At 58.5% G+C, this 24,573-nt stretch carries 20 protein-coding genes, 1 tRNA gene and 2 pseudogenes; 16 read left to right on the forward strand and 7 right to left on the reverse strand.

The window, feature by feature from the left end:
• Nucleotides 1–32: 32 nt before the first annotated feature.
• Nucleotides 33–1,529, reverse strand: a complete 1,497-nt coding sequence (locus tag RGV59_RS17185) for a helix-turn-helix transcriptional regulator (RefSeq protein WP_046485900.1) — start codon at nucleotides 1,527–1,529, stop codon at nucleotides 33–35.
• A 185-nt stretch (nucleotides 1,530–1,714) separates the two neighbouring features.
• On the opposite strand from RGV59_RS17185, the gene RGV59_RS17190 reads away from it, so the two are divergent.
• Together RGV59_RS17190 and RGV59_RS17195 are read left to right on the forward strand one after the other, a co-directional pair.
• On the forward strand, nucleotides 1,715–2,335 hold the full coding sequence (locus RGV59_RS17190; RefSeq protein ID WP_057004912.1) for a transglycosylase SLT domain-containing protein: 621 nt from the start codon (nucleotides 1,715–1,717) through the stop codon (nucleotides 2,333–2,335).
• Between the two features lie 113 nt (nucleotides 2,336–2,448).
• A complete protein-coding gene (locus RGV59_RS17195) occupies nucleotides 2,449–2,700 on the forward strand; it encodes a hypothetical protein (protein WP_046485896.1) in 252 nt (83 codons plus the stop codon).
• Nucleotides 2,701–2,846: 146 nt separating this feature from the next.
• Here RGV59_RS17195 and RGV59_RS17200 read toward each other — a convergent pair whose 3' ends face one another.
• From RGV59_RS17200 to RGV59_RS17210, 3 genes are all read right to left on the reverse strand, one after another.
• Nucleotides 2,847–4,019, reverse strand: a complete 1,173-nt coding sequence (locus RGV59_RS17200; RefSeq protein ID WP_017847062.1) for a hypothetical protein — start codon at nucleotides 4,017–4,019, stop codon at nucleotides 2,847–2,849.
• Nucleotides 4,020–4,033: 14 nt separating this feature from the next.
• Nucleotides 4,034–4,921 (reverse strand): nitrilase family protein, encoded by an 888-nt coding sequence (locus RGV59_RS17205; RefSeq protein ID WP_026140038.1) that lies wholly within the window; start codon nucleotides 4,919–4,921, stop codon nucleotides 4,034–4,036.
• Between the two features lie 118 nt (nucleotides 4,922–5,039).
• Nucleotides 5,040–6,989, reverse strand: a complete 1,950-nt coding sequence (locus RGV59_RS17210; RefSeq protein WP_126585864.1) for a flavin monoamine oxidase family protein — start codon at nucleotides 6,987–6,989, stop codon at nucleotides 5,040–5,042.
• A 447-nt stretch (nucleotides 6,990–7,436) separates the two neighbouring features.
• Between RGV59_RS17210 and RGV59_RS17215 the strand changes: the two genes are divergently transcribed.
• From RGV59_RS17215 to RGV59_RS17245, 7 genes and pseudogenes are all read left to right on the forward strand, one after another.
• Nucleotides 7,437–7,781 carry an FKBP-type peptidyl-prolyl cis-trans isomerase gene (locus RGV59_RS17215; protein ID WP_017847066.1) on the forward strand — a complete coding sequence of 115 codons (345 nt, stop codon included), beginning with the start codon at nucleotides 7,437–7,439 and terminating at the stop codon, nucleotides 7,779–7,781.
• A 3-nt stretch (nucleotides 7,782–7,784) separates the two neighbouring features.
• A pseudogene (locus RGV59_RS17220) lies at nucleotides 7,785–8,039 on the forward strand (GNAT family N-acetyltransferase); the annotation flags it as partial.
• Nucleotides 8,040–8,622: 583 nt separating this feature from the next.
• Nucleotides 8,623–11,327 (forward strand): annotated as a pseudogene (mgtA, locus tag RGV59_RS17225) (magnesium-translocating P-type ATPase).
• Nucleotides 11,328–11,413: 86 nt separating this feature from the next.
• Nucleotides 11,414–12,130: an MgtC/SapB family protein gene (locus RGV59_RS17230; protein ID WP_017847070.1), complete on the forward strand. Its 717-nt coding sequence runs from the start codon at nucleotides 11,414–11,416 to the stop codon at nucleotides 12,128–12,130.
• A 301-nt stretch (nucleotides 12,131–12,431) separates the two neighbouring features.
• Nucleotides 12,432–13,058, forward strand: a complete 627-nt coding sequence (locus tag RGV59_RS17235) for a response regulator transcription factor (protein ID WP_017847071.1) — start codon at nucleotides 12,432–12,434, stop codon at nucleotides 13,056–13,058.
• A gap of 1 nt (nucleotide 13,059) precedes the next feature.
• A complete protein-coding gene (locus RGV59_RS17240) occupies nucleotides 13,060–16,677 on the forward strand; it encodes a transporter substrate-binding domain-containing protein (RefSeq protein ID WP_102617813.1) in 3,618 nt (1,205 codons plus the stop codon).
• Between the two features lie 134 nt (nucleotides 16,678–16,811).
• Nucleotides 16,812–17,234, forward strand: coding sequence for a chemotaxis protein CheY (locus RGV59_RS17245; protein ID WP_102617812.1), 423 nt, complete (start codon nucleotides 16,812–16,814; stop codon nucleotides 17,232–17,234).
• Nucleotides 17,235–17,378: 144 nt separating this feature from the next.
• Here RGV59_RS17245 and RGV59_RS17250 read toward each other — a convergent pair whose 3' ends face one another.
• Both RGV59_RS17250 and RGV59_RS17255 read right to left on the reverse strand, forming a co-directional pair.
• Nucleotides 17,379–18,455 carry a 3-deoxy-7-phosphoheptulonate synthase gene (locus RGV59_RS17250; protein WP_102617811.1) on the reverse strand — a complete coding sequence of 359 codons (1,077 nt, stop codon included), beginning with the start codon at nucleotides 18,453–18,455 and terminating at the stop codon, nucleotides 17,379–17,381.
• 338 nt (nucleotides 18,456–18,793) lie between these two features.
• Complete coding sequence (locus RGV59_RS17255; protein WP_256350929.1) at nucleotides 18,794–18,928, reverse strand: hypothetical protein; 135 nt, start codon at nucleotides 18,926–18,928, stop codon at nucleotides 18,794–18,796.
• Between the two features lie 146 nt (nucleotides 18,929–19,074).
• Here RGV59_RS17255 and RGV59_RS17260 point away from each other — a divergent pair, with 146 nt between their 5' ends.
• Both RGV59_RS17260 and RGV59_RS17265 read left to right on the forward strand, forming a co-directional pair.
• A complete protein-coding gene (locus RGV59_RS17260) occupies nucleotides 19,075–19,842 on the forward strand; it encodes a carbon-nitrogen hydrolase family protein (RefSeq protein WP_102617810.1) in 768 nt (255 codons plus the stop codon).
• Nucleotide 19,843: 1 nt separating this feature from the next.
• A complete protein-coding gene (locus tag RGV59_RS17265) occupies nucleotides 19,844–20,290 on the forward strand; it encodes a GNAT family N-acetyltransferase (protein ID WP_102617809.1) in 447 nt (148 codons plus the stop codon).
• A 55-nt stretch (nucleotides 20,291–20,345) separates the two neighbouring features.
• Here the strand turns inward: RGV59_RS17265 and RGV59_RS17270 are convergent, their stop codons facing one another.
• Complete coding sequence (locus RGV59_RS17270) at nucleotides 20,346–20,585, reverse strand: DNA-binding protein (protein ID WP_046384003.1); 240 nt, start codon at nucleotides 20,583–20,585, stop codon at nucleotides 20,346–20,348.
• Between the two features lie 83 nt (nucleotides 20,586–20,668).
• Between RGV59_RS17270 and RGV59_RS17275 the strand changes: the two genes are divergently transcribed.
• From RGV59_RS17275 to RGV59_RS17295, 5 genes are all read left to right on the forward strand, one after another.
• Nucleotides 20,669–21,025: a helix-turn-helix domain-containing protein gene (locus RGV59_RS17275; protein WP_046485884.1), complete on the forward strand. Its 357-nt coding sequence runs from the start codon at nucleotides 20,669–20,671 to the stop codon at nucleotides 21,023–21,025.
• 165 nt (nucleotides 21,026–21,190) lie between these two features.
• Nucleotides 21,191–21,832: a UvrY/SirA/GacA family response regulator transcription factor gene (uvrY, locus tag RGV59_RS17280; protein ID WP_026140040.1), complete on the forward strand. Its 642-nt coding sequence runs from the start codon at nucleotides 21,191–21,193 to the stop codon at nucleotides 21,830–21,832.
• A 1-nt stretch (nucleotide 21,833) separates the two neighbouring features.
• Nucleotides 21,834–23,657: an excinuclease ABC subunit UvrC gene (uvrC, locus tag RGV59_RS17285; RefSeq protein ID WP_017847080.1), complete on the forward strand. Its 1,824-nt coding sequence runs from the start codon at nucleotides 21,834–21,836 to the stop codon at nucleotides 23,655–23,657.
• Between the two features lie 32 nt (nucleotides 23,658–23,689).
• Complete coding sequence (gene pgsA / locus RGV59_RS17290; protein ID WP_017847081.1) at nucleotides 23,690–24,250, forward strand: CDP-diacylglycerol--glycerol-3-phosphate 3-phosphatidyltransferase; 561 nt, start codon at nucleotides 23,690–23,692, stop codon at nucleotides 24,248–24,250.
• Nucleotides 24,251–24,313: 63 nt separating this feature from the next.
• Nucleotides 24,314–24,389, forward strand: a tRNA-Gly gene (locus RGV59_RS17295).
• Nucleotides 24,390–24,573 lie beyond the last annotated feature (184 nt).

The following is a 24,573-nucleotide window of genomic DNA, read 5'->3' on the forward strand; positions in this document are numbered from 1 at the left end:
TTCGCACTAACCGCACTAGTGCATTTGCACTTTCAGCGCTTGTTTTTCAGACGCAGTTCACCGGCGAACAGCCCGCGCTCACGGGCCCAGACGATCGCTGCACTACGGCTATGCACCCCCAGTTTGGAATACACCGTGGCCACATGGTTACGCACCGTGTTGGGCGCCAGCTTCAGGCGCGAGGCGATCTCTTTGTCGGCCAGGCCTTCGCAAATCAAACCCAGCACATCGCGCTCGCGGGTGGTGAGATCGGTGAAGGCAATGCCCGGCACATTGGGTCGGTTGGCGCCTTTGGCGTTGGCCAGCTTTTCGATCAGGGTCTGGCTGAACCAGGAGGCGTCCTGCATCACTTCTTCGATGGCCGCCACCAGCTCCAGCTCCGAGCGCTTGCGTTCGGTGATGTTCATCAGCACCAGCAGGTAGCAGGGCACGTCCTGGATGCTCACGGTATCGGCGGACACCACGCAGTCGATCACCTCATCGCCTTTCTTGCGCACCTTCAGATCCAGCCCGTCGAGGTTGCCGGCTTTTTCCAGAGTGGCGAACAACTGCGCGCAGGCTTGGGCGCTGTCGATGAAGTCGATGTCTTCGATGGCTTTGCCGATCAGTTCCTCACTGGTGTAGCCGGTAATGCTCATGAAAGCTTCGTTGATATCCACCACTTGACGGTTGTCGGCGTTGCACACCAGGGTTGGCACCGGCGTCAGGCGGAACGACTTGGCGAAGCGCTCCTCACTCTGGCGCAGGGCGATTTCTGCCTTGCGCCGCGGTTCCAGGTCGGTGAAGGAAAACAACATGCAGTCTTCCTCGTTCATGTCCAACGGCTGGCCGGCCACGATCACCAACTTGCTGCCGCCCTCGGGCAATCTCAATTCGGCCTGCATCTGCGGGATGGTCGCGCCTTCGGCCAGGCGCTGGATGGCCAGGTCCTTGCGCTCGGCGTGTTCCAGCACGTCCAGTTCATACACCGAGCGGCCGATCACTTGGTCGCGGTTATAGCCGGTCATCTCCAGAAAGCCCTGGTTGACCTTGATATAGCGCAGGTCGCTGAGGCGGCAGATCACGGCGGGCGCGGGGTTGGCGTTGAAGGTTTTTTCGAAGCGCTGCTCGGCGCTCGCCCATTCGGTGGCGTCGCTGAGGATCAACACCAAAAGCTCCGGTTCGCCGCGTGAATCGGTCAGCACCAGGCTGCGCAGGCGATGGACCCAACTGCGCTCGTCGTCGCCGGTGGGGCTGACTTCCACGATCACGTCGCTGAACGCTTCGCCGGCCGCCACCCGGCTGAGCGGGTAGTTGTCCGGCAACAGCGGGTGGTTATTGCGATAGCGCAAGGCGAACCGCTCGGCATAGGCCTGATTGTTGGCGCCCAGGTGTTCGACCGCGCTGACCCCGTGCATGGTCAGCGCGGCCTCGTTGGCCCAGAGGATGGTCTGGTCGAGCTCGGCCAAAATCACCCCGTCGGACAACCCGGAGATGATCTGCTGCAATTGGCGGCGGTTGGTTTCTTTGGCGAGGACGTCCTGGCTCATGGTTTCTCCTGGGAATGGGCGCATGCGAGTTACGACACCCAGGCTGCGCGATAGTGCAGCGCAACTGCCCCGTGCGATCTGGCGCACGCTGCTGTTGCGCACGGCGCTGAGCGTTTCCTTTCTTCACCTGCCGCGTTGAATGGGTAAAATGCCGGCTTTTTACGCGTATCCCGCAAAGGTGCATCTTGAACGCAGGCAAATTCGTCGGCTTGTTATTACTCACTTCGCTGCTGGCGGCCTGCGGCACCTCGCCACCCCGCACGCCCAACGACCTCTGCGGCATCTTTCGCGAAAAGGCCGACTGGTACGACGCCGCCCAAGTCACCCAAAAGCGCTGGGGCGTGCCGATCCAGTTGCCGTTCGCCATCATGTACCAGGAGTCGGCCTTCCGGCAGGACGCCAAGGCTCCGCGTAACTACCTGTTGTGGATCATCCCCTGGGGCCGCGTCTCCACCGCCGCCGGCTATGCCCAGGCCAAGGATGAAGTGTGGAACGACTACCGCAAAAGCACCGGCCGCAGCGGCGCCAGCCGTCAGGACTTCGACGACGCCATCGACTTCGTCGGTTGGTACATGGACAAGACCTACACCATCAACGGCGTTTACAAGTACGACGCCTACGGCCAATACCTGAACTACCACGAAGGCTGGGGCGGCTATCGCCAGCGCACCTACGCCAGCAAAGCCTGGCTACCCCCCGTGGCCAGCAAAGTGCAGGCTCGCTCGCAGCTGTATGCGCAGCAATATGCGGGTTGCAAGAATGATTTGGGGCGTGGGTTCTGGAGCCGGTTTTGGCATTGGTTGTGAGAGCGACACCCGGTAACTGATACAGATCTGTGAACTTTGACAGTAGGCAAGGTGCAGTGACCTCCTTAATCTGCAGTGCGTGTCCTACTCATTGTTGAAGAAGGAAACTGGCAATGAATAAATCAGAGTTTCGCGTTTACCTTAAGCAACAGACTTCTATTGCCGAGAGCCGTATATCCCTCAAGGGCAGCAGGTCGGACAAGGTGGATTCGGGTCGGGTTAAGTTTTTGACGGTGTTGAGTCGTGTGGTCGATGGGAATGCCAGCCCTGAAGACCTCGGTGTCGTCGGTGTCGTCAATGACGTATTGCAAAAATTAGCATTACTCCCCAGCGGCAAAACCTTTCTGTCGGTCCTCGAGCCTTGAGGCGATGATTGCTTTTGTTGTGGTGAGGCAATCGGCCCCCGCCACAATGCATTTTTCGAAAAAATGCGCCTTGCGCAAGAGCGCGTTTAGCGTCTAATCACTTATGGTTCCCACGCTACATGAGGAATGTAGCATGGGAAAAATCTTTACTCTGAGGCTAACCAGCCCACCAGCGGCACCACCAATAGCGTGCTCATCGCCATTGCGATCACATTGCCTATGTAGGGATGAAAGTGCGCGGGCAACCGCCCTGCAATTGCACAGGCTAACGGCGGCGCGATCAATGCCCCAAAGAGCGCACTAGAGCCCATAACCATCCAGCTACCTCCATAAGTCAACACGGCTGCAGGAACCACTGACACCAATGGAACATAGGTCGGATACCAGCCCTTTTTGATCCACTGATATCGCCAGATCACCACACCGATTGCTGAAGTCAATGCCTGCGCACCTATAAGGTTTATAAGCAAGCCTGAACCATAAGCCGGGCTGATGGGATTCAGAGCATACGCCAGTAACACACCTGCCAGCAGCCCAAGACTAGCGAGTTCATTCCCGAAAAAAGGGGCTTCTGAAAAGTCCGCCAGCACCCGACGCAGGCTCCAGCCCACACCGTAGGTGGGCGGTTTGGCTGGCATTGGTTTTACGGGGGCGGTGTAGTTCGAACGAACCAGCGAGGGCAGCCGACGACAAATTTCAAACGCGATGATGCTACCAGCGGCCATGCCGAGCACATTACCGATCACCGCAGGTAACCCGAGCGGTACGCAAACGAAGTTCACGATCAACAAGCACGTTGGCGTCACCAGCAACGCCCCCAGTATTGCACCGTTGAGCGTTACCTTCCAACCGCCGCCGAACATCAGCACCATCGCCGCCGGCAGTGAAACGAATGCTGCGAATGTTGGTTGCCATGTCCCGGTAGTTACGGTCCACCCCCAGAGCAAGTTGCTTAGTACTAGCCCCAACAATGAACTGGTCACGAGCCAAGGCCACAATCCTGTACCGTAGGAAATGGAAAAGCCTTGCCACGCTTTTCCGCGCGTGCTCGCCCACCAGGCAATGTATGCACCGCTCAGCAATCCGAGAGAAGCAAGCTCGTGTTTATAAAAGGCTACTTCGCTGATATCCCCCAGCACCCAGCGTAACCAGGCGGTAGAACTAGGCAGGTTCGCAACCATCTCGCTATACCCCGGCCAGGATCCGCGATGACTAATTACAACCCAAACCACCAGCAATATGCTTATAAACCCAAGGGTCAGAACTGTGATGTCCGCGCGGGAACGCAGAGGTGATGTCTTGGCAAATAGAGTTTCCATGATGTGCCCTCCGATTAGCGCGGTAGAGCAGGATGTTGCGAATATCCGAGCATCTGATCGTAGAGATCGTTGCGTCGGTCGCGATGCAGATCGTTAAGGCTGTTCCAGATCGGTGCGCTACGGGCGCTGGTGATATCGATGTCGGCAAACAGGATTTCCTGGCGGTTGGCCGAAGCCACAGCGCCGATTGGCCAGCCATTGGTCCCGGCAATTAACGAACATCCGAGGTAACGGGCATCCCGTTCTTCGCCAATGCGGCTGGCGGCAGCGATGAACACGTTGTTTACATGGGCGGCGGTCATCGTCAGGTACGACGCCATGCATTTACCCGCCTCATCGAACAGCGGAGGAGGTGTCCAAACCCAGTTGTTCAGGCTACAAATGATATCGGCGCCTTGCTGGCTTAGAATGCGCGGCACTTCTGGGAACCAAATGTCCCAGCAGATCAGTAAGCCGATGCGTCCGATCGGCGTTTCAAACACTGGGAAACCTGTATCACCAGGTGTGAACCAAAGCTTTTCTAGATTCCACAAATGAGCTTTGCGGTATTTTCCAATAAACCCACCGGGGCCGAGCAGTACGGCAGTATTGAACAACTGATGACCGTCTATCTCGTTCAGACCGGCAACCAGATACACCTGATGGCTGCATGCAAAGTCTATCCACGCTCGCACACTGATACCGTCTGGAACCGCCTCGGCGTGATCAAAGGCATCCTGACGGCTGCTGAAAAAATATCCGCAATTGGAAAGCTCAGGCAGCACGATCAGAGTGGCACCGCCGTTTGCGGCCTCGGTGGCGAGGGCAAGACTTTGACGCAGGTTATCGGCTCTATTGGCCATGCCGACCTGGGGATCAAGTTGAATGACAGCGATGCGGGCGGGGCTCGTTGGTTCGCTCATGGATGTGACCTCTTATTGTTATGCAACCGGGGTGGTTGAATGTTTATAAGAGGTGATAAAGTGTTTAATTGGAAGTCGGATGATTCTTGTTGTGTTGTAGTCCGTCTCTCAAGCTTTGTTAGTTTTCGGTTTGAAATTCAGGGTAGTCTTGCATGCTAAAGCCACCATTAAAATTTGCGTGGGTTTTGCTGCATATATTGATCACCGCATCAATGGCGCCCCTGAAGCAGGGTTCGGTCCAGCCTGCATCGACGGAGAAAGACTCGCCGGAAAGATAAAGCCCAGACTTGTGAGAAAAATCTCTATTGTATTTCATTAGGCTGACAGCGTCATAATAGGTGCCTGGCCGGTAAAGCTTCGCACAGCCAAGCGAGTTTTTGTCATTCATCCATCGTTGAACGATTGCCTGTTTTCGTCCTATATAGGGGGATATCTTTTGCCTTATGTTCGTTGATTTTAAGAGGATTCTGTCGAGTTCATCTATGCATTTGTCGACAAGTTCGTTGTCGCTGAATAGCGATAGCTTTATTGCGTCGTCTTCCCATGTGTAGCTGAGTAGGATGCAGTCATAGGTGCTATTGTCATTGTAGCGATAGGTGTAAATGTCATGTATGAAGCTGTCAGTTACTATGGCTTGAGGAATGCTGTTGTTGTTTGAGAGAAAGGTCTTTTTAAGTGGGGCGTACACCTTGCAACTGGTTTCCCAGTGAGCAGTTTTATAGGCTGCTATTATTTCGAAAGGAAGCATTTCATGATTGAATCCCTCTAGTAAGATTTGTGTTTCTATCAGCCAGGATGGGAGCGTCACTATCACGGAGTCAAAGTCGATGAAATGCTTCTCCGTTATTTCTGGCTGTGAGGTGTTCCAGTCATAATGTACTCGTATTTTTCCATTTGTAAGTTTTTTTAGTTTTGTTACTGAGCTGTTGGTGATTAATCCGAATTCACGATTTACCAAATGCTCGTATAATGATTCGTGGGTCTCATTTGGCTTTATGAAAAGCAGGGATTCAGCCAGGGCAGCAAGTCCAATGTAATTTGGCTTGTTGAACTTAAGTCCTTTCGAATCCACGGTTTCTATTGCGTTCAAATACGGTGAGGCTATGGGAACACCATCCGCATTTACCCGCCCATGGATCAACTGTAGATGACTGCTGAATCCAAATATAGCTGTGCGTAGTGGGTAAAGCGAGCAAACGTCATAGAATGCTCCCCAACTGCCATCACCAATTCCGATGGAGTAAAAAACGGCAGACTCATCTGCAGTCATGCCCATACCGCCGAAATGACCAGGGTCCCTTTGATACCACCTATCTATGGTTGGCATTTTAACTAAGTCACGAAATGAAACACCTTCGTATTTTTTTACTATGGCTGACCACATACTTTCCCAGTGCTCAGTGCCATAGAACTCGCTGACTTTCGTGGTCATACGTTCGGCGAATGTTTTCCATTTTGCAAAAACTGCTCCTAGGGTATCGCCAGGCGGTGGCGTTTTTCCGTCGGTATTTTTCCAGATCAGCATTGTTGGTTGGCTGTTTCCATCTATACTGCCTTCCCGCAGATATATTCCAGTTGATCGAACCGTAGGGCTGCCGGGGTTTGGAAAATTTGAGTGAGTTAAATTAAATTCGCTAGCGTAATAGGCCATGAGTGAGCGCCCATCTTTGGGCGACTCATTTGATTTGTTGAAAAAAGGCATTCTCATTGCACCCATTTCAAAAGGCGGCCTGCCAATAGTGTTGATGTTATTGTTTCCAAGCGCTGTGAAGTGTCTGCCACCAATGCGCGTTGATTTTTCGAGTAAGGTTATGTTTGTGAAGCCACATCTATGTAGTTCCCGTGCACTCGTCAAACCTGTAATGCCAGCACCTATGATGCAGATTTTATGATTGGTTTCAGTCGCTATGGCGACTCCATTTTTTTGTTCTACTAGGGTGCGATAGTCAAAACATAAGTCTGGCGGGTTAGGGAATCTAGCTTTCCAATGATGAGTAGCGGATCGCTTGCCTCGTTGATGCTGTTGCGCTATGTCCGCGGGGTAGTTGAAGTCAGATCCTATGGTCATTCTGTTTTCCTTGTTCAGTACTGATTGGTGTTTTATAGATTGAGCTTGAATACTGGAGGCAGGAAATAAGCAGAGTGTTATTTTCGATTAGGGTGCTTCGCAGTCTTTCGTAGGTGAGCGAGCCTCATGAAAGACAGTAGGTGCGAGTTAATTAGTTGGGGCGGTGTATGACGGACGGCCGATAATGGGACCCGCCCCTCCACAGCTGGAGGTTCTTTCTGTACGAGCGCGGCTTCATGTACTCCAGCGATCAATTCACCGCCCCCCCTCCGATTATGTTCATCGAGTGCGATCTCGAAGTAACTCCCCTGCGCGAGGTGCCGCCCAGCCGGCGGAAACGCCCCGCAGGTTAAAGAGAAATGTCATTGAGCCGACGCTTCCTACACTTGCCAAACCCACCCAATTCTGGGAAAACCCCAGCCTTTGCGCAGTCAACGAGAGCCCCCCATGAGCGACGAACAACTCCAGATCACCGACATCCGCCCCGGCACCGGCAAGGCCGTGGTCAAGGGCGCGTTGATCACCACTCAATACACCGGCACCCTGGAAGATGGCACGGTGTTCGATTCGTCGTGGGAACGGGGCAAGCCGTTTCAGTGTGTGATTGGAACGGGCCGGGTGATCAAGGGCTGGGACCAGGGGTTGATGGGCATGCAAGTCGGCGGTGTACGCACATTGTTCGTACCGGCGCACCTGGCGTATGGCGAACGTTCGATGGGCGCGCATATCAAGCCGAACAGCCCTTTGCGCTTTGAAATTGAATTGCTGGAAGTACTGACGCGCGATGATTGAGGGCGGCGGTTACACGCCGACCTCGAAGCATGGGCCGTCACGCAGGGGGCCGAGTGGCTGCGCCTGACGGTGGTGGTCGGTAATCGCAAGGCCGAGCGTTTCTGGCCGAAACTGGGGTATATGCCGGTGCGTATTCGCGAGGGAGTCAGGATGGGGCGACAGCTGAATACGGTGTCGATTCAGGTCAAGGCGCTGGTGGGTGGGCAGGTGGATGATTACCTGATACGGGTGCCGCGAGATCGACCTGTTGCACCTTAGCTGCGGATAGACACATTCAACCTGTGGGAGGGGTGGTGTGACGACTCGACTTGCTCCCGATGACGGTGGGGCAGTTAGCTTATCTCTAGCTGCACCATCGCCATCGGGAGCAAGCTCCCTCCCACATTTAAGCCTTGGAGGGCTTCAAGATAGGGGTTCCTGAACCCATCCTGAAGAATCCTCTTATTCATCATGCAGGTACTTTCTTACGGTTTACTCTCCTGTAATCGGGGCGTAAGCTTCGCGCGTTTTCATCAATAGCGGAGACCCTCAGTGGGTACTTGTTCAAGTGACAGTCGTCGGCCGGTTTCGGTAACCGGCACAGACTTGGCAAGGTAACGCGCATTCTTCCGATGCCGTTGTCTCGCCAAACAGCGAGAAGCGGCATCCCGGCAGCGACCAGTCCTGGCGCCTGCCTCGATCCACTCTCATCGACGCTGACCAGCACCTGATTCACCTCAGGTTGCTACGGACGCGCCTGCCTTTTTTGCGGCGGGCGGGCCAGGCTGGCTGTGCCTTTTTGATCGGGCGCGGCGCAGTTGGCCGTACCTGCACGACGGTTTCCTCGCGCAGGAGTAACACCATGAACTTCACTCTGTTGAAAGAGTTCTTTGCCGGCTTCCTGCGGACCCGGCATATCGCTCGGCATTTCCGTCGCCTGGCACTGCTCGACAGCGTCACCGACGCCAGCGTCAGCCGCGAAGTCCCGCCGAGCCTGGCGCAAACCCTGGTGGCTGCGGCCAACAGCGGCGCGGAACAATTGCTGGGCACCCTGGGCAGTCACGCCGAAGGCTTGGACGCCCAGGAAGCCGACGCGTTGCGGGAGCAATACGGCCTCAATGAAGTCGAACACGAACAGCCGCTGCCCTGGTGGGTCCACCTGTGGCATTGCTACAAGAACCCCTTCAACCTGCTGCTGACCTTGCTGGCGGTGATCTCCTGGCTGACCGAAGACATGAAGGCCGCCACGGTGATTTTTTCCATGGTGGTGCTGTCGACCCTGCTGCGTTTCTGGCAGGAGGCCAAGTCGAACAAGGCTGCCGACGCACTCAAGGACATGGTGAGCAATACCGCGACGGTGTTGCGCCGCGAGGCGGCCAAACCCATCGAGCTGCCGATCAAGCAACTGGTGCCGGGCGACCTGATCGTGCTGTCGGCCGGCGATATGATCCCCGCCGACTGCCGCGTGCTCAATGCCAAGGACCTGTTCGTCAGCCAGGCGGCGATGACCGGCGAATCGATGCCGGTGGAGAAGTTCGCCCAGCAGAAGGATGCCAAGACGCGCAACCCGCTGGACCTGGAAAACATCCTGTTCATGGGCACCAACGTGGTGTCCGGCGCGGCGACGGCAGTGATTCTGACCACCGGCAACAGCACCTATTTCGGCGCGTTGGCCCAGCGCGTCACCGCCACGGATCGCGCGACCACCTCGTTCCAGCAGGGCGTCAACAAAGTCAGCTGGCTGCTGATTCGCTTCATGTTCGTGATGGCGCCGCTGGTGTTGTTCATCAACGGTTTCACCAAGGGCGATTGGACCGAAGCGCTGCTGTTCGCGCTGTCGATTGCCGTGGGCCTGACCCCGGAAATGCTGCCGATGATCGTCACCTCGACGTTGGCCAAGGGCGCGGTGTTTCTGTCGCGCAAGAAGGTCATCGTCAAGCGCCTGGACGCGATCCAGAACTTCGGCGCCATGGACGTACTGTGTACGGACAAAACCGGCACGCTGACCCAGGACAAGATTTTCCTGGCGCGCCATGTGGACGTGTGGGGCGAAGAGTCCGACGACGTGCTGGAAATGGCCTACCTCAACAGTTACTACCAGACCGGTCTGAAAAACCTGTTGGACGTGGCGGTGCTGGAACACGTGGAGGTGCATCGCGAGCTGAAAGTCGCCACCGCGTTCCAGAAGGTCGATGAGATCCCTTTCGACTTCAACCGGCGCCGGATGTCGGTGGTGGTGGCCGAGCAAGGCCAGCCGCACCTGTTGATCTGCAAAGGCGCGGTGGAAGAGATTCTGTCGGTGTGCAACCGGGTGCGCCACGGTGACTCCAACGAAGCGCTGACCGATGAGTTGCTGGCGCGCATCCGCCAAGTAACCGCGGCATTCAACGAAGAAGGCTTGCGGGTGGTCGCGGTCGCCGCGCAGCCGATGTCAGCGGGGCGCGATACCTACAACCTGGCGGATGAAAAAACCTGACGTTGATCGGTTATGTGGCCTTCCTCGATCCGCCCAAGGAAAGCACCGCGCCTGCTCTCAAGGCCCTCAAGGCCCACGGCGTGGCCGTCAAAGTGCTGACGGGCGATAACGAACTGGTCACCGCCAAGATCTGCCGCGAAGTGGGCCTGGAGCAGCAAGGCCTGCTGATGGGCAACGACATCGAGGACATGACCGACGCCGAACTGGCCAAGGCCGTGGAAACCACCAACGTATTCGCCAGGCTGACGCCGTCGCACAAGGAACGCATCGTGCGCCTGCTCAAGGCCAACGGCCATGTGGTGGGCTTCATGGGCGACGGGATCAACGACGCACCGGCGCTGCGCACGGCCGATATCGGTATTTCGGTGGACAGCGCGGTGGACATCGCCAAGGAAGCGGCTGACATCATCCTGCTGGAAAAGAGCCTGATGATCCTGGAGGAGGGCGTGCTCGAAGGCCGGCGCACCTTCGCCAACATGCTCAAGTACATCAAGATGACCGCCAGCTCCAACTTCGGCAACGTGTTTTCGGTGCTGGTCGCCAGTGCGTTCATTCCGTTCCTGCCGATGCTGCCCATGCATTTGCTGGTGCAGAACCTGCTGTACGACATTTCGCAGATCGCGATTCCATTCGATAACGTCGATGAAGACATGCTCGCCAAGCCGCAACGCTGGCAACCGGGGGATGTGGGCCGTTTCATGCTGTTTTTCGGGCCGATCAGTTCGATCTTTGACATCACCACGTTCGCACTCATGTGGTATGTGTTCGATGCCAACACCCCGGACCACCAGACCCTGTTCCAGTCGGGTTGGTTCGTGGTGGGGTTGCTGACCCAGACGCTGATCGTACACATGATCCGCACCCCGAAAATCCCGTTCCTGCAAAGCCGTGCGGCAATGCCGCTGATGGTGATGACGGGGGTGATCATGGCCGTGGGGATTTTCCTGCCGATGGGGCCGTTGGCGCACTACTTCAAACTGCAGGCGTTGCCGTCGCTGTACTTTGTGTTCCTGCCCGTGATTCTGTTGGGGTACATGGCGTTGACCCAGACGGTAAAGGGCTACTACATCCGTAAGTTTGGCTGGCAATAACAGTTGTATCGAACGCCCCTGGGCCCGGTGGGAGCCAGGCTTGCCCGCGATGGCAGTGGGGCTGCCGCCGCATTCATGGAGTTTTTATGCAGGCAATCAACAACATCAACCTCGATTCCCTGATCGATACCGTGGTCAGCCTGACCGCCGCGTTTATCCTCGGCGGCTTGATCGGCTTCGAGCGCCAGTACCGCCAGCGCACGGCGGGCTTGCGCACCAACGTGCTGGTCGCAGTGGGCGCGGCGATTTTCGTCGACATGGCCAACCGCCTGGGCGGTGCAGACGGTGCTGTGCGGGTGGTCGCCTATGTGGTGTCGGGCATCGGCTTTCTGGGGGCCGGCGTGATCATGCGCGAAGAAGGCAACGTGCGCGGGCTCAACACCGCCGCCACCCTCTGGGCCTCGGCCGCGGTGGGCGCCTGTGCCGGTGCCGACCTGATCCTCGAAGCGCTGCTGGGCACGTTGTTCGTACTGGCGGCCAATACGCTGCTGCGGCCGATCGTCAATAACATCAACCGCCAGCCGCTGGATGTGGTGTCGGCGGAGGTGACCAACATCCTCTATGTGATTGCACGGCGTAGCCAGCAACAGGCGGTCATGGTGTTGCTGGAAGCGGAGCTGGCACGTTGCAACTACCCCGCCAGCGATGTCGATGTGCGCCCGTTTGGCAGCGAAGAAGTGGAGATCGAGGCGACCCTGGCGGCCACTTCCGTGGACGGTGATGAACTGGACGCCCTGGTGACGCGCATTTCCATGTCGAGCCTGGTGGTGCAGGCTTTCTGGAGCCCAAGTACCACCGACTGATCCATCCTGGTCAAGCCTAGGTAGACCCAGGATTGGCTATGCTTTTGTAAGGAAAAGTCCTACACGCAGTCAGGATTATCCCTTCGTAAGAAACATCACCCCATTGCTAAGGTTGATCGCTGCGGCTGGCCGGCAGCAATGATATGGCTTCATATGTTCGTGGTGATTTTCAAGGGAAGGGACCAGGCACCCGTCTGTTGGCGCTCTGAGGGACCGTACCGTTCGTCGGGACTGTCAATTCTCACAGGTGGCTGCGTCCCGTGTGATGTGTCAGCGTACTTTGTCCTCTCAGGGGTGTTTTATGAGCAAAGCGTTAGTAGTGGATGACCACCCGTTTATTCGTGCCACTGTCAAATTTCTGTTGAAACAGGAAGGTTTTACTGAAATTGATGAAGCGGGTAATGGCGCGGATGCCGTGCAGAAGGCCAGAGAAGGGCGTCCGGACCTGGTGATTCTCGACCTGGCGATGCCCAAGTTGGGTGGCCTGGAGGTCATCAGTCGGATCAAGGCCTTGGGCCTGCCGTGCAAGATCCTGGTGCTCACGTCCTACTTGGCGGTGTTTTTTTCGACCCGGTGCATGCGGGCCGGTGCCATGGGGTTTGTCGCCAAGACCGGCGAGTTGGACGAGCTGCAAAAAGCAATCAAGGCTGTGATGTGCAACTACAGCTGCTTTCCCAGCCTGCCCACCAGTTCGGTGCGCCGCGATGATTTGCAGACCTCCGAGCACGAGTTGGTGGAAGCTCTTTCGGACCGCGAGTTGACGGTGCTGCAGAAGCTGGCCCTGGGCCTGGGCAACAAGGAAATCGCCGAGGACATGCTGCTGAGCCACAAGACCATCAGCACGTACAAAACCCGCCTGAAGGAGAAGTTGCGCATGTCCTCCGTCGTGCATTTATCCAAGTTCGCCCAGCGCAATCATCTGATCTGAAATGACTGCCACTGTGTTTAAGCGGCTCGCCGCGATCTTGTTGATGGGCCTGTTGCCCATGATCGCAGTGGCCGTCGATCAGCCACATGCACTGTTCCTGTTGGGGCACTCTCAGCTCGAAAACCCCAGCCTGACGCTGGATGAAACCGACTGGCGCTGGCTACGTGAGCGGCGCACGTTGGTGATGGGGGTGTCGGCGCCGGATTACGCGCCATTCGACCTGAGCAACAACAACGACGAGCTTGAGGGCATTACCGCCGATTATGCGGCGCTGGTGGCGCAGGCGTTGAATATCATCATCGAGGTGCGACGCTACGATACCCGCGATGAAGTGATTGAAGCGCTCAAGCAGGGCGCGGTGGATTTCGTTGGCTCGGCCAACGGCTATGAAGCCGCAGACCCTGAGTTGGAGCTGTCACGCTCTTACGCCAACGATCAACCCACCCTGGTCACCCGCATCGGAGACACCCAGGCCCTGAGCGCGGACTTGGCCGGCAAACGCGTGGCCATGCTGTATCACTACATGCAGCCCGATGCCGTGCAGCAGTTCTACCCCCACGCGCAGTTGCAACTGTTTGCCTCGACCTTCGAAGCCATCGGTGCGGTGGCGTTCGGCCGGGCCGATGCGTACCTGGGCGATGCCATCAGCACCCGGTACCTGATCAACAAGAACCACCTCAATAACGTGCGCGTGGCGGATTTTTCCGGCCTGGAGGTCAACCCTTTCGGGTTTGCGTTCACCAAGGACAATATTCGCCTGCGCAATATCATCAACGCCGCGTTGGCCATCGTGCCGGTCAACCAGCAGATGGATATTCTGCGCCGCTGGAGTGCTGGCGGCAGCGGTTTCATGGAAGCCGAACGGCTGCGCCTGAGTGACAGCGAGCAGCGCTGGCTGGAGAAACACCCGCGGGTGAAAGTGGCGGTGCTCGACAAGTTCGTGCCATTGTCGTTTTTCAATGAGCAAGGGCAATTCGAAGGGCTTAGCGCGGAGGTGCTGGCGCGGATCAGCTTGCGCACGGGCCTGAAGTTCGATGTGGTGAAGGGCAGTTCGTTGCCTCGACAAATCGATGAGGTCAATGCTGGCCAGGCAGACATGCTGGCGGTGATTACCCCCAGCGTCGAGCGGGCCGAGAAGTTGCGCTTCACCCGGCCTTACCTGTCCAACCCGTATGTGCTGGTGGTGCGCGCCGAAGACGAGCGGCTGGTTACCCTGGAAGACTTGCCCGGAAAGCGCCTGGCGTTCATTCGCAGCAACAGCCTGGGTGAGCAAATCACGCGGGATTACCCCGGTATTGAGTTTATCGACAGCGCAAACCCCGAAGCCGCCATGGAGTTGGTGGCCAATGGCGGGGCCGATGCGACTGTTATTTCGCTCATCAGTGCGCGCTACATGATTGCGCGTCATTACCGCGACCGCTTGCGTATGACCAGCACCGTCGGCACGGAGCCGGCGCGGATCACGTTTGGCGTCAACCGCAGCCAACTGGAGCTGTATTCGATCCTCGACAAGGCATTGTTGAGCATCACACCTGAGGAGCTGGATGAGCTGACCAATCACTGGCGCAGCGAGATCATCATTGAAGACAGCTACTGGCTGCGCCATCGCAACGCAATCATCCAGGGTTTCAGTCTCGCCGCGGTGCTGTTGTTGATCACCCTGTGCTGGGCCTTTTACCTGCGCAGCCTGATTCGCAAGCGCGCCCAGGCCGAGCGGGCGTTGAGCGATCAGATGCGCTTTATGAGCGTGTTGATCGACGGCACGCCTCACCCGATTTACGTGCGCGATCGCCAGGGGCGGTTGATGGCCTGCAACAATGCCTACCTCGACGTGTTCGGTTTCAAGCTCGAAGACGTGATCGGCAAGACCGTGGTGGAAACCGACACCGGTAACCCGCCGCAAGCCCAGTCGTACCATGACGACTACCTGAAGTTGATGGCGCGGGGCGAGCCGCAGATTCATGACCGGATCCTCAGGGTGCCGGGCGGCGAAGTCCTCACGATTTACCACTGGATGCTGCCGTACCGCGACGGCGACGAGAAGGTCGTGGGTATGATTGCCGGCTGGGTGGATGTGAGTGAGCGCCACCGCTTGCTGGGCCAGTTGCAGGAAGCCAAGGACGATGCCGACGCCGCCAACCGCGCCAAGACGACGTTCCTGGCCACCATGAGCCACGAGATCCGGACGCCGATGAACGCGGTGATCGGCATGATCGAGCTGGCACTCAAAAGCGCCGAGCAAGGTCGGGCGGATCGCGATGCGCTGGAAGTGGCGTCGGTAGCCTCGCGCGGCATGCTGGAATTGATCGGCGACATCCTGGACATCGCCCGGATCGAATCCGGCCACCTGTCCCTGGCCCAGGAGCCCGCCAACCTGCGTGAGCTGCTGGCTTCGGTGGTGCGGGTTTTCGAAGGCCTCGCGCGGGCCAAAGGGCTGGCGCTGCGGGTGACGCTCGATCCGGCGCTCGATCGCCCGGTGCTGATCGACCCGCTGCGCTTCAAGCAGGTGGTTTCGAACCTGCTCAGCAATGCCATCAAGTTCACCAGCAAAGGCCAGGTGCAACTGGGTGCCCAGGGCGATGTCGCCGAGGATCAACTGCGGCTCAGGTTGTGGGTGCAAGACACCGGTATGGGCATCAGTGCTCAGGACCAGCAGCGGCTGTTCAACCCGTTCAGCCAGGGCAGCAACGCTGAACAATCGGCGCGCAGCGGTTCCGGCCTGGGGTTGGTGATCAGTCGCAGTCTATGCGAAATGATGGGCGGTCAGTTGCACCTGAGCAGCGTGCTGGGGCAGGGCACCCGGGTGGACGTGAGTGTGGCGCTGAGCCTGGCGGCCGCGCTGCCGGCGCCGGCTTCGGCGCCTGCTGCGCACAGCCCACCGACACGCGCGTTGAGTATCCTGGTGGTGGATGACTACCCGGCCAACCGTTTGCTGCTGGCCCGGCAGTTGAGCTTCCTGGGGCATCGCATTACCACGGCCGAGGACGGTGTACAGGGGCTCGCGCTGTGGCAGGCCGGGCACTTCGATGGCGTGATCACCGATTGCAATATGCCTCTGAAGGACGGTTACACATTGGCGCGGGATATTCGTACTCAAGAGCACGAGCGAGGCCTGGTGCCGTGCCTGCTGCTGGGGTTTACCGCCAATGCCCAACCCGAAGAAGCCGAGCGCTGTCGCCAGGCGGGCATGGACGGGTGCCTGTTCAAGCCCACCGGGCTCGAAGACTTGCGATCGGCCCTGGCGCCGCGCATGGCGAGCCTATGCGAGCCGCAAGCCGAACCGGCGTTCGATCTGGGAGCGCTGATCATGCTGACGGGGGACGATCATGCAGCGCTCAACGAATTGTTGATGCCGCTGCTCGACAGTCTGGAAGCCGATCAACGGCTATTGCCGTCATTGCGACGTCAGGCCGACTTTGCCCAGTTGCATGACCTGGCACACCGCGCCAAAGGCGGCGCGCGGATGGTCAAGGCGCACGCGCTGATCGCTTGTTGCGAAACCTTGGAGGCCGTGTGCGAACGGCAGGACCTCCAGGCGTTGGGGGCAGCGGTTGAGGACGTCGAGCAGGCGATCGATGATTTGCATCACAGCTTGAGCGTTTATTGCAATCAACCTTGACGCGGTTGGGTGGTTATTCGGTGGATTTGGGACAACTCCTACATGAAGGGGGAACATGCCTGATTTTGTCTGCGGGATATGTCTGGAAAATGGGCTGCTCTCATTCAACGAGCACAGCCTGCCAGGGGTTTGCCATGCCGAACAAAGCACTGACCATCCTGATTGCCGATGAACAGCACCTGCAACGGTTGTATATCGAAAAAATGCTCAACCGATTGGGGTATCACCGGATTGTGCCGGTGCAAACCTTTGAAGAGGTCCAGATCCTCACGGCGATCCCGGCCGAACCCTTTGATGTGCTGATCGTCAATGCAGGCTTGGCGGCCCACGCCGGTGGGCCGCAGGCCCAGGTGCGCCACGTGCTGGTCTACGATCACCTGGACCTGGGCGTACCCGCAGGCTTGACACCGCAGGTACTGGTCCGCTTGCCCGGCGTACCGGATAACATCAACCTTGAGCACTTCATGGACATCATCGACCCACCTGAGGCCGCCGCGGGCTTGCGGGTATTGCCCTGGCTGCGGGAATTATCGCGCACGCCGGTGGCCGGGGTTTAGTTCCGCGTCGGCGCGATGCCATTGGGGCTGTCAGGTGCAGCTTGTCGGCAGCGCTCAAGGTCAGTTGCAGGGTCTTGAGGTTGCTCTCCAGGTTGGCGGCCGTCCGACTTGCCCGCGCTTTGCAGGCAAGCCGGTGTCCATTGCTCAGCCGATGGCGTGTTCGCGCAAGCGTTGAGCTGCGCTGCGCAACAGCTGCTCGGTGCTGTCCCAACCCAGGCAACCGTCGGTCACCGACACGCCGTATTTCATCGCCGGGCCCAATGGTTGGCAGCCTTCGAACACGTGGCTTTCGAGCATCATGCCGATCAGCGAAGTGTCGCCCTGCAGGCGTTGCTCCAGCACTTCATTGAACACTGCCGGCTGACGCAGCGGGTCTTTGCCACTGTTGGCATGGCTGCAATCGACCATGATCCGCGCGGTCACCTTGGACTTGGCCAGGTCCTGTTTCACCTGGGCCACGCTCTGCGCATCGTAGTTCGGCCCACGGTGACCGCCGCGCAACACCAGGTGGGTGTCGGGGTTGCCCGGGGTCTGGATGATCGCCGGGTGGCCCTGGCTGTCGACGCCGAAGTGCCGGTGCGGGTGGGACGCCGAGTGCATCGCATCGCAGGCAATGGCGACGCCGCCGTCGGTGCCGTTCTTGAAGCCGACGGGCATGCCCAGGCCGCTGGCCATTTCGCGGTGGATCTGCGACTCGGTGGTGCGTGCGCCGATGGCGACCCAACTGAGCAGGTCGTCGAAGTAGCCGGCGGCCATCGGTTGCAGCAACTCGGTGGCGACCGGCAGGCCCAGGCGCAGCATCTCACGCATCAGTTCGCGTGACAGGCTGAGGCCGGCGGCCATGTCATCGCTGCCATCCAGGTGCGGGTCGTAGGCCAGGCCTTTCCAGCCAATGGTGGTGCGCGGTTTTTCGACGTAGGCGCGGATTACCAGCAGCATCTGGTCGCTGACGTCCAACGCCAGTTTCTTCAGGTTGCGTGCGTATTCCATGGCCGATTCCGGGTCGTGGATCGAACACGGACCGACGATCACCAGCAAACGTGAATCTTCGCCATTGAGAATGGCGCGCACGGCTTGGCGATGGGCGTGGATTTGCTCATTGAGGAATGGGCTGAGAGGTAACTGGTGCTTGAGTTCAAGGGAACTGGGCAAGCGCAGGGTCAGCGCTTCATTGGCGCTGGTCAGGGTAGAGACGGGCAGAGCGGCGACGGAGGAGTTCATCTTCAAGGCTTCCTGGGCAAGCGGCGGGCGATTCCCGCACGCTCTGCCCTACTGGGGTGTTCGACAATTGGCCGTAGTGGCTACGTGTGTTGGCTTGCCACCGATAGGTGACCGATCGGAGGCGGCAGGCTGTCCCGAGCGGAGCTTGCTAAATCGCCATGCAGTGCTGGTGTCGTAGCGGTAATAGGTGGCGTAGTTCATGTCGTGATTCCTTTAAATGGTCTTGATCAAACAAAGTGTTCAGGGCTGAAAAAACAAAACCCCCGATCGGGGAGCCGACCGGGGGTTAGATTTCTCTGGTAGGCGACCCCTTGAGCAGTGGGCGCCGATTTCAGGTATCAGGCGCGCCAGTGGCTAAACCAATACCCAAAATAAAAGCTGACCAGTGCGCTCAAACCGTTCACACGGGTAGCCGATACCGAGCGCGAGGCGCTGGCAGCAGGGCAAACCTGGGTGTGGGTGAGTTGCAACATGGTGGCTCTCCAAATGATGGTGGCAGCTTACTAGAGGCGCACGGGTGGATTCAATCGGTAATTTCTATTGTGTGGAGGTACTTACGACTATGGGGTGAGTGCCGATATGCTGGTGGCCACTCAATAATGCTTGCCGGGACGCGACCATGACTGCCTTGACCCTTGCCGCTGCTCAATCCGTTTCCATCGCCGGCGACGTACCGGTCAATATCCTGCGGCACCTGGCGTTCATGCGCGCAGCGGCTGAGCAGGGCGTGCAAGTGCTGGTGTTTCCGGAGCTGTCGTTGAGCGGGTATGAGCCGTCCTTGGCGGTTGAGCTGGCAATCGCCCCCGAGGACGCGCTGTTGACGCCGCTGCGCGAGATGGCGCGGGAGCTGCGCTTGACGGCGGTGGTGGGCATGCCGATCCGCTTGGCGCCAGGGGCGGGCGTGTCGATCGCCGCGTTGGTGCTGGGAGCAGACGGTTCGCTTGCGGTTTACACCAAGCAGCATCTGCATCCCGGCGAAGAGGTGGCGTTTGTCGCGGGGCGGGGCGGTGACATGCTTGAGTGGCGGGATGATCGGATCGCGCTGGCGGTCTGCGCCGACTTTTCCCACGCCAGCCATGCACGTCAGGCTGCGCAAGCGGGCGCCACTGTATACGCCGCCGGTGTGCTGATCAGTGAAGGCGGCTACGCAACGGACAGCGCGTTGCTCCAGGGCTACGCCGCCGAGCATGGCCTGGTGGTATTGATGGCCAATCACGGTGGCCCCTCGGGCGGCTGGGCGTGCGCGGGACGCAGTGCTATCTGGGGCGCCGATGGGCAGGTGCTTGCCGCCGCGCCGGGGGTGGGCGACGCGCTGGTCATTGCCCGTCGCGATGGCGGGCGCTGGACCGGTCAAGCGGTAGCACTGTGGGCTGAAGGGGCGCGATGACATGACGTTTCACTTGCGCGCGGCGACTGACCAGGACCGCTCATTTGCCCGGACGCTGACCTACGAAGCCATGCGCGGCTACTACGCGCAATACCGTTTGCTGTGGTCCAACGATGGTTTCGACGTGGCCTGGGCGGGGCGCGAGAATTGGCTGATCTGCAGCGACGATACCGTGGTGGGCTTTATCAGCCTGAGTCGCGACAGCCAGGCGCTGTACATTCGCGAGTTGCATATTCTCGAACCGTTCCGTGGCCGTGGAGCAGGCAGCTGGGTACTGGAGCAAATGGCGTTCAAGGCGTGCGCTCAAGGTCGCGGTCTTTTACGGTTGACCGTGTTTAAAACCAATCCGGCAAAAAAGCTTTATCAGCGCAAGGGTTTGCAAGTTGCGGGTGAGGATGCGTGCTTCTGGTGCATGGAACGCGATTGTCGGCCCATGTCCGCAGACTAATAAGTGACTCATTTGCGCAAAACAGGCGCAACGGCTTAATAAGCGCATACTGAGCCTAGGGTAATATTTCTTGTTCCTGCCTCAGAGGCTCATTCTCGGCAAGGATGATGCCTTCTTTCATGCCCAGAAGGACCGCTACCTTATGGGCCTCTCCCCGCCGTCCTTTCTTGCGCCCAGCGAGCACCTGATACGTGGTTGCCGGGTCGACACCGTGTTCCCGGGCGAACGCTTGAACCGACTTACCTTGGTGTTCAAGCCAAGCCTTGGCTTGTGCAGCAGTACGAATTCCGGGCATAGTTCAAAACCGTTCAAGTTTGTGTAACCAAGGGATCAGCGTATCACCTCTTGGGGTGTGCCAATTTAGGATCATACATCCAAATGAGTGGAATCGGTTTGCGTCTAAGGCAGGAAAGAGAGCGGCTTGGGTTGTCGCAAAAAGTGTTTGGTGAAATTGGAGGCGTTGAAGCGAACGCACAAGGCAAATACGAAAACGGCGGGCGGGCGCCGAAGGCCGATTATTTATCGCGTGTGGCCGAACGCGGCGTGGATTTGCTCTACGTATTAACGGGGGCTCCTACGCCAGCTCAAATGGATAACCTGAGTCAGATCGAAGAAAAAGTGCTGGGCAACTACCGGGCCATGTTCAAAGAGGACCAGGATGCAATCAGGCGGTTGACCTCTACCCTGGCCGAGCATTCGCTGACGATGAAAGTGAACGGCAAATTAAAGCTGTAGCCCAGGATTCCTGACCTTTCCCCCAGGAAACAGCGCTGCTCGTCGTTCGACGGGCACGCTCTTCGCGCTCAAGCGCTATATATATGACACTTGCAACTAGGTCTGCGCCTTGGTTTTTTGCTAAGGTGTTCAGCAACCTATAAGACCATATCGCGAGGTGTCTGCTTGATTAGGGTGCTAGTAGTCGATGACCATGATCTCGTTCGTACAGGCATTACACGAATGCTGGCTGACATCGATGGCCTGCAAGTAGTCGGCCAGGCTGAATCGGGTGAAGAGTCCCTGATCAAGGCCCGGGAGTTGAAACCCGATGTGGTGTTGATGGACGTCAAGATGCCTGGGATCGGCGGTCTTGGCGCCACTACCAAATTGTTGCGCAGCCACCCGGACATCAAAGTCGTGGTGGTCACCGTGTGCGAAGAAGACCCGTTTCCTACACGTCTGCTGCAGGCGGGGGCGGCGGGATACCTGACCAAGGGCGCAGGCCTGGCGGAGATGGTACAAGCCATTCGCCTGGTATTTGCCGGCCAGCGCTACATCAGCCCGCAGATCGCGCAGCAGTTGGCGATCAAGTCCTTCCAGCCCACCAGCGATTCGCCGTTTGACGTGCTGTCGGAGCGTGAAATCCAGATCGCCTTGATGATTGTCGGCTGCCAGAAGGTGCAGGCCATCTCCGACAAGCTGTGCCTGTCCCCCAAGACCGTCAACACCTACCGCTATCGCATTTTCGAGAAGCTCGCCATCAGCAGTGATGTTGAATTGACCCTGCTCGCGGTGCGCCACGGCATGGTGGACGCCAGCGCCTGACATGACCACACCGTTTGATCCGAGTGCCTTTCTCTCGACCTGCAGCGGCCGCCCCGGCGTGTACCGCATGTTCGACAGCGAGGCGCGCCTGCTGTATGTGGGCAAAGCCAAGAACCTGAAAAACCGCCTGGCAAGCTACTTCCGCAAGACCGGCCTCGCGCCGAAAACCGCGGCCCTGGTGGCGCGTATCGCCCAGGTCGAAACCACCATCACCGCCAACGAAACCGAGGCGCTGCTGCTTGAGCAGACGCTGATCAAGGAATGGCGGCCGCCTTACAACATCCTGCTGCGTGACGATAAATCCTACCCCTACGTGTTTTTATCTGACGGCGACTTCCCACGCCTGAGTATTCATCGGGGCGCGAAGAAGCAGAAGGGCAAATACTTCGGACCTTACCCCAGCGCCGGTGCGATCCGCGAAAGCCTGAGCCTGCTGCAAAAGACCTTTTTCGTGCGACAGTGCGAAGACAGCTTCTACAAGAACCGCACCCGGCCGTGCCTGCAATATCAGATCAAGCGTTGCAAGGCGCCCTGTGTCGGCCTGGTTGAACCGGCGGAGTACGCCGAGGATGTGCGCCATTCGGTGATGTTCCTCGAAGGGCGCAGCAACGCCCTCACCGACGAACTCTCCGGCGCCATGGAACAAGCCGCGAGCACCCTGGATTTCGAGCGAGCCGCCGAGTTGCGCGACCAGATCTCCCTGCTGCGGCGTGTGCAGGACCAGCAAAGCATGGAAGGCGGAACCGGCGACGTCGATGTGATCGCTGCGTTCGTCAACCCGGGTGGCGCCTGTGTCCACCTGATCAGTGTGCGTGGCGGTCGGGTGTTGGGCAGCAAGAACTTCTTCCCGCAGACCGGGATCGACGAGGAGGTCGCTGAAGTCATGGCCGCGTTCCTGGGCCAGTATTACGTCAGCAGCCCCGAGCGCGACTTGCCGTCGGAACTGATCGTCAACGTGGTGCATGAAGACTTCCCGACGTTGATCGAGGCCATCCACGCGTTGCGTGGCCGTGAACTGGACATCAGCCACCGCGTGCGCGGCACGCGGGCGCGCTGGCAGCAACTGGCCGTGACCAACGCCGAGCAGGCCCTGAGCGCACGCCTGGCGAATCGACAGCACGTGGCCGCGCGCTTCGAGGCCCTGGCCGAAGTCCTCAACCTGGACGAACCGCCCCAGCGCCTGGAGTGTTACGACATCAGTCACTCCAGCGGCGAAGCCACGGTGGCGTCCTGCGTGGTGTTCGGGCCGGAGGGGCCGATCAAGTCCGATTACCGGCGCTACAACATCGAAGGCGTCACCGCCGGCGACGACTACGCCGCCATGCACCAGGCCTTGACGCGCCGCTTCAGCAAATTGAAGGAGGGGGAGGGCAAGCTCCCCGATATCCTGCTGGTGGACGGCGGCAAGGGCCAGTTGTCCATGGCTCGCGACGTGCTCAACGAACTGGCGGTACCCGACCTGATCCTGCTCGGCGTGGCCAAGGGCGCCACGCGCAAGGCCGGCTTCGAGACGTTGTACTTGAATGATGCCGCCCATGAGTTCACGTTGAAGGGCGACTCGCCTGCGCTGCACCTGATCCAACAGATCCGCGACGAAGCCCACCGTTTCGCCATTACCGGCCATCGCGCCCGTCGCGGCAAAACCCGGCGAACCTCAACCCTGGAAGGCGTGGCCGGAGTAGGCCCGACACGCCGACGCGACCTGCTTAAACATTTTGGTGGCTTGCAAGAGCTCTCCCGTGCCAGCATTGACGAAATAGCTAAAGCACCCGGTATCAGTAAAAAGCTCGCTGAGTTGATTTATGCAAATCTGCACAGCGAGTAGAATGCCTTCTCACCTCGCAGCCAGTTGTGCCGATGAATATCCCTAATCTGATCACCGTTCTACGCGTCCTGCTTATTCCGATTTTCATTTTGTTGTTCTATTTGCCTTACGAATGGAGCTACATGGCCTCCAGTTCGGTGTTCGCCGTTGCGGCCGCCACCGATTGGCTCGACGGCTACCTGGCCCGACGCCTGGAACAGAGCACGCCGTTCGGCGCGTTCCTCGACCCGGTGGCCGACAAACTGATGGTGGCCGTGGCCCTGGTGCTGCTGGTGCAGGAACACGGCAACCTGTGGCTGACCTTGCCGGCTGCGGTGATCATCGGCCGCGAGATCGTCGTTTCGGCCCTGCGCGAATGGATGGCCGAAATCGGCGCCCGCGCCCACGTCGCCGTGTCGAACATGGGCAAATGGAAAACCGCCGCGCAAATGCTCGCGTTGGTGATCCTGCTGGCCAACCCGTCGGACTTTTCCTTCTGGGTCTTGCTGGGCTACGCCTTGCTGCTCATCGCTGCCGGCCTGACGCTGTGGTCCATGCTCCAGTATTTACGCGCTGCCTGGCCTCATCTGCGCACCACTGTTGAAAAAAAATAAAACTTTTTTGAATCAAGGGGTTGACGGGTGCTGAGGATTCTATAGAATGCGCCTCACCAAGACGCGGGAATAGCTCAGTTGGTAGAGCACGACCTTGCCAAGGTCGGGGTCGCGAGTTCGAGTCTCGTTTCCCGCTCCAAATATTGCGCTACAGAGTTCCACTGAATTCTGTAAGTGATTGAAATCAGGGCCTTTAGGCCCTTTTTTCGTTCCAGCGGGAACCACTGAAATCCAGCACTATCCGGTGCGTTTAAGTCCAGAATTGAGTCCAGGATTCTGACGAGCACTGAATCGGTTTAATGCTGGAGCAGATTGTGTAGCGA

It is taken from the genome of Pseudomonas sp. FG1, assembly GCF_034313875.1.
Taxonomy (GTDB): domain Bacteria; phylum Pseudomonadota; class Gammaproteobacteria; order Pseudomonadales; family Pseudomonadaceae; genus Aquipseudomonas; species Aquipseudomonas veronii.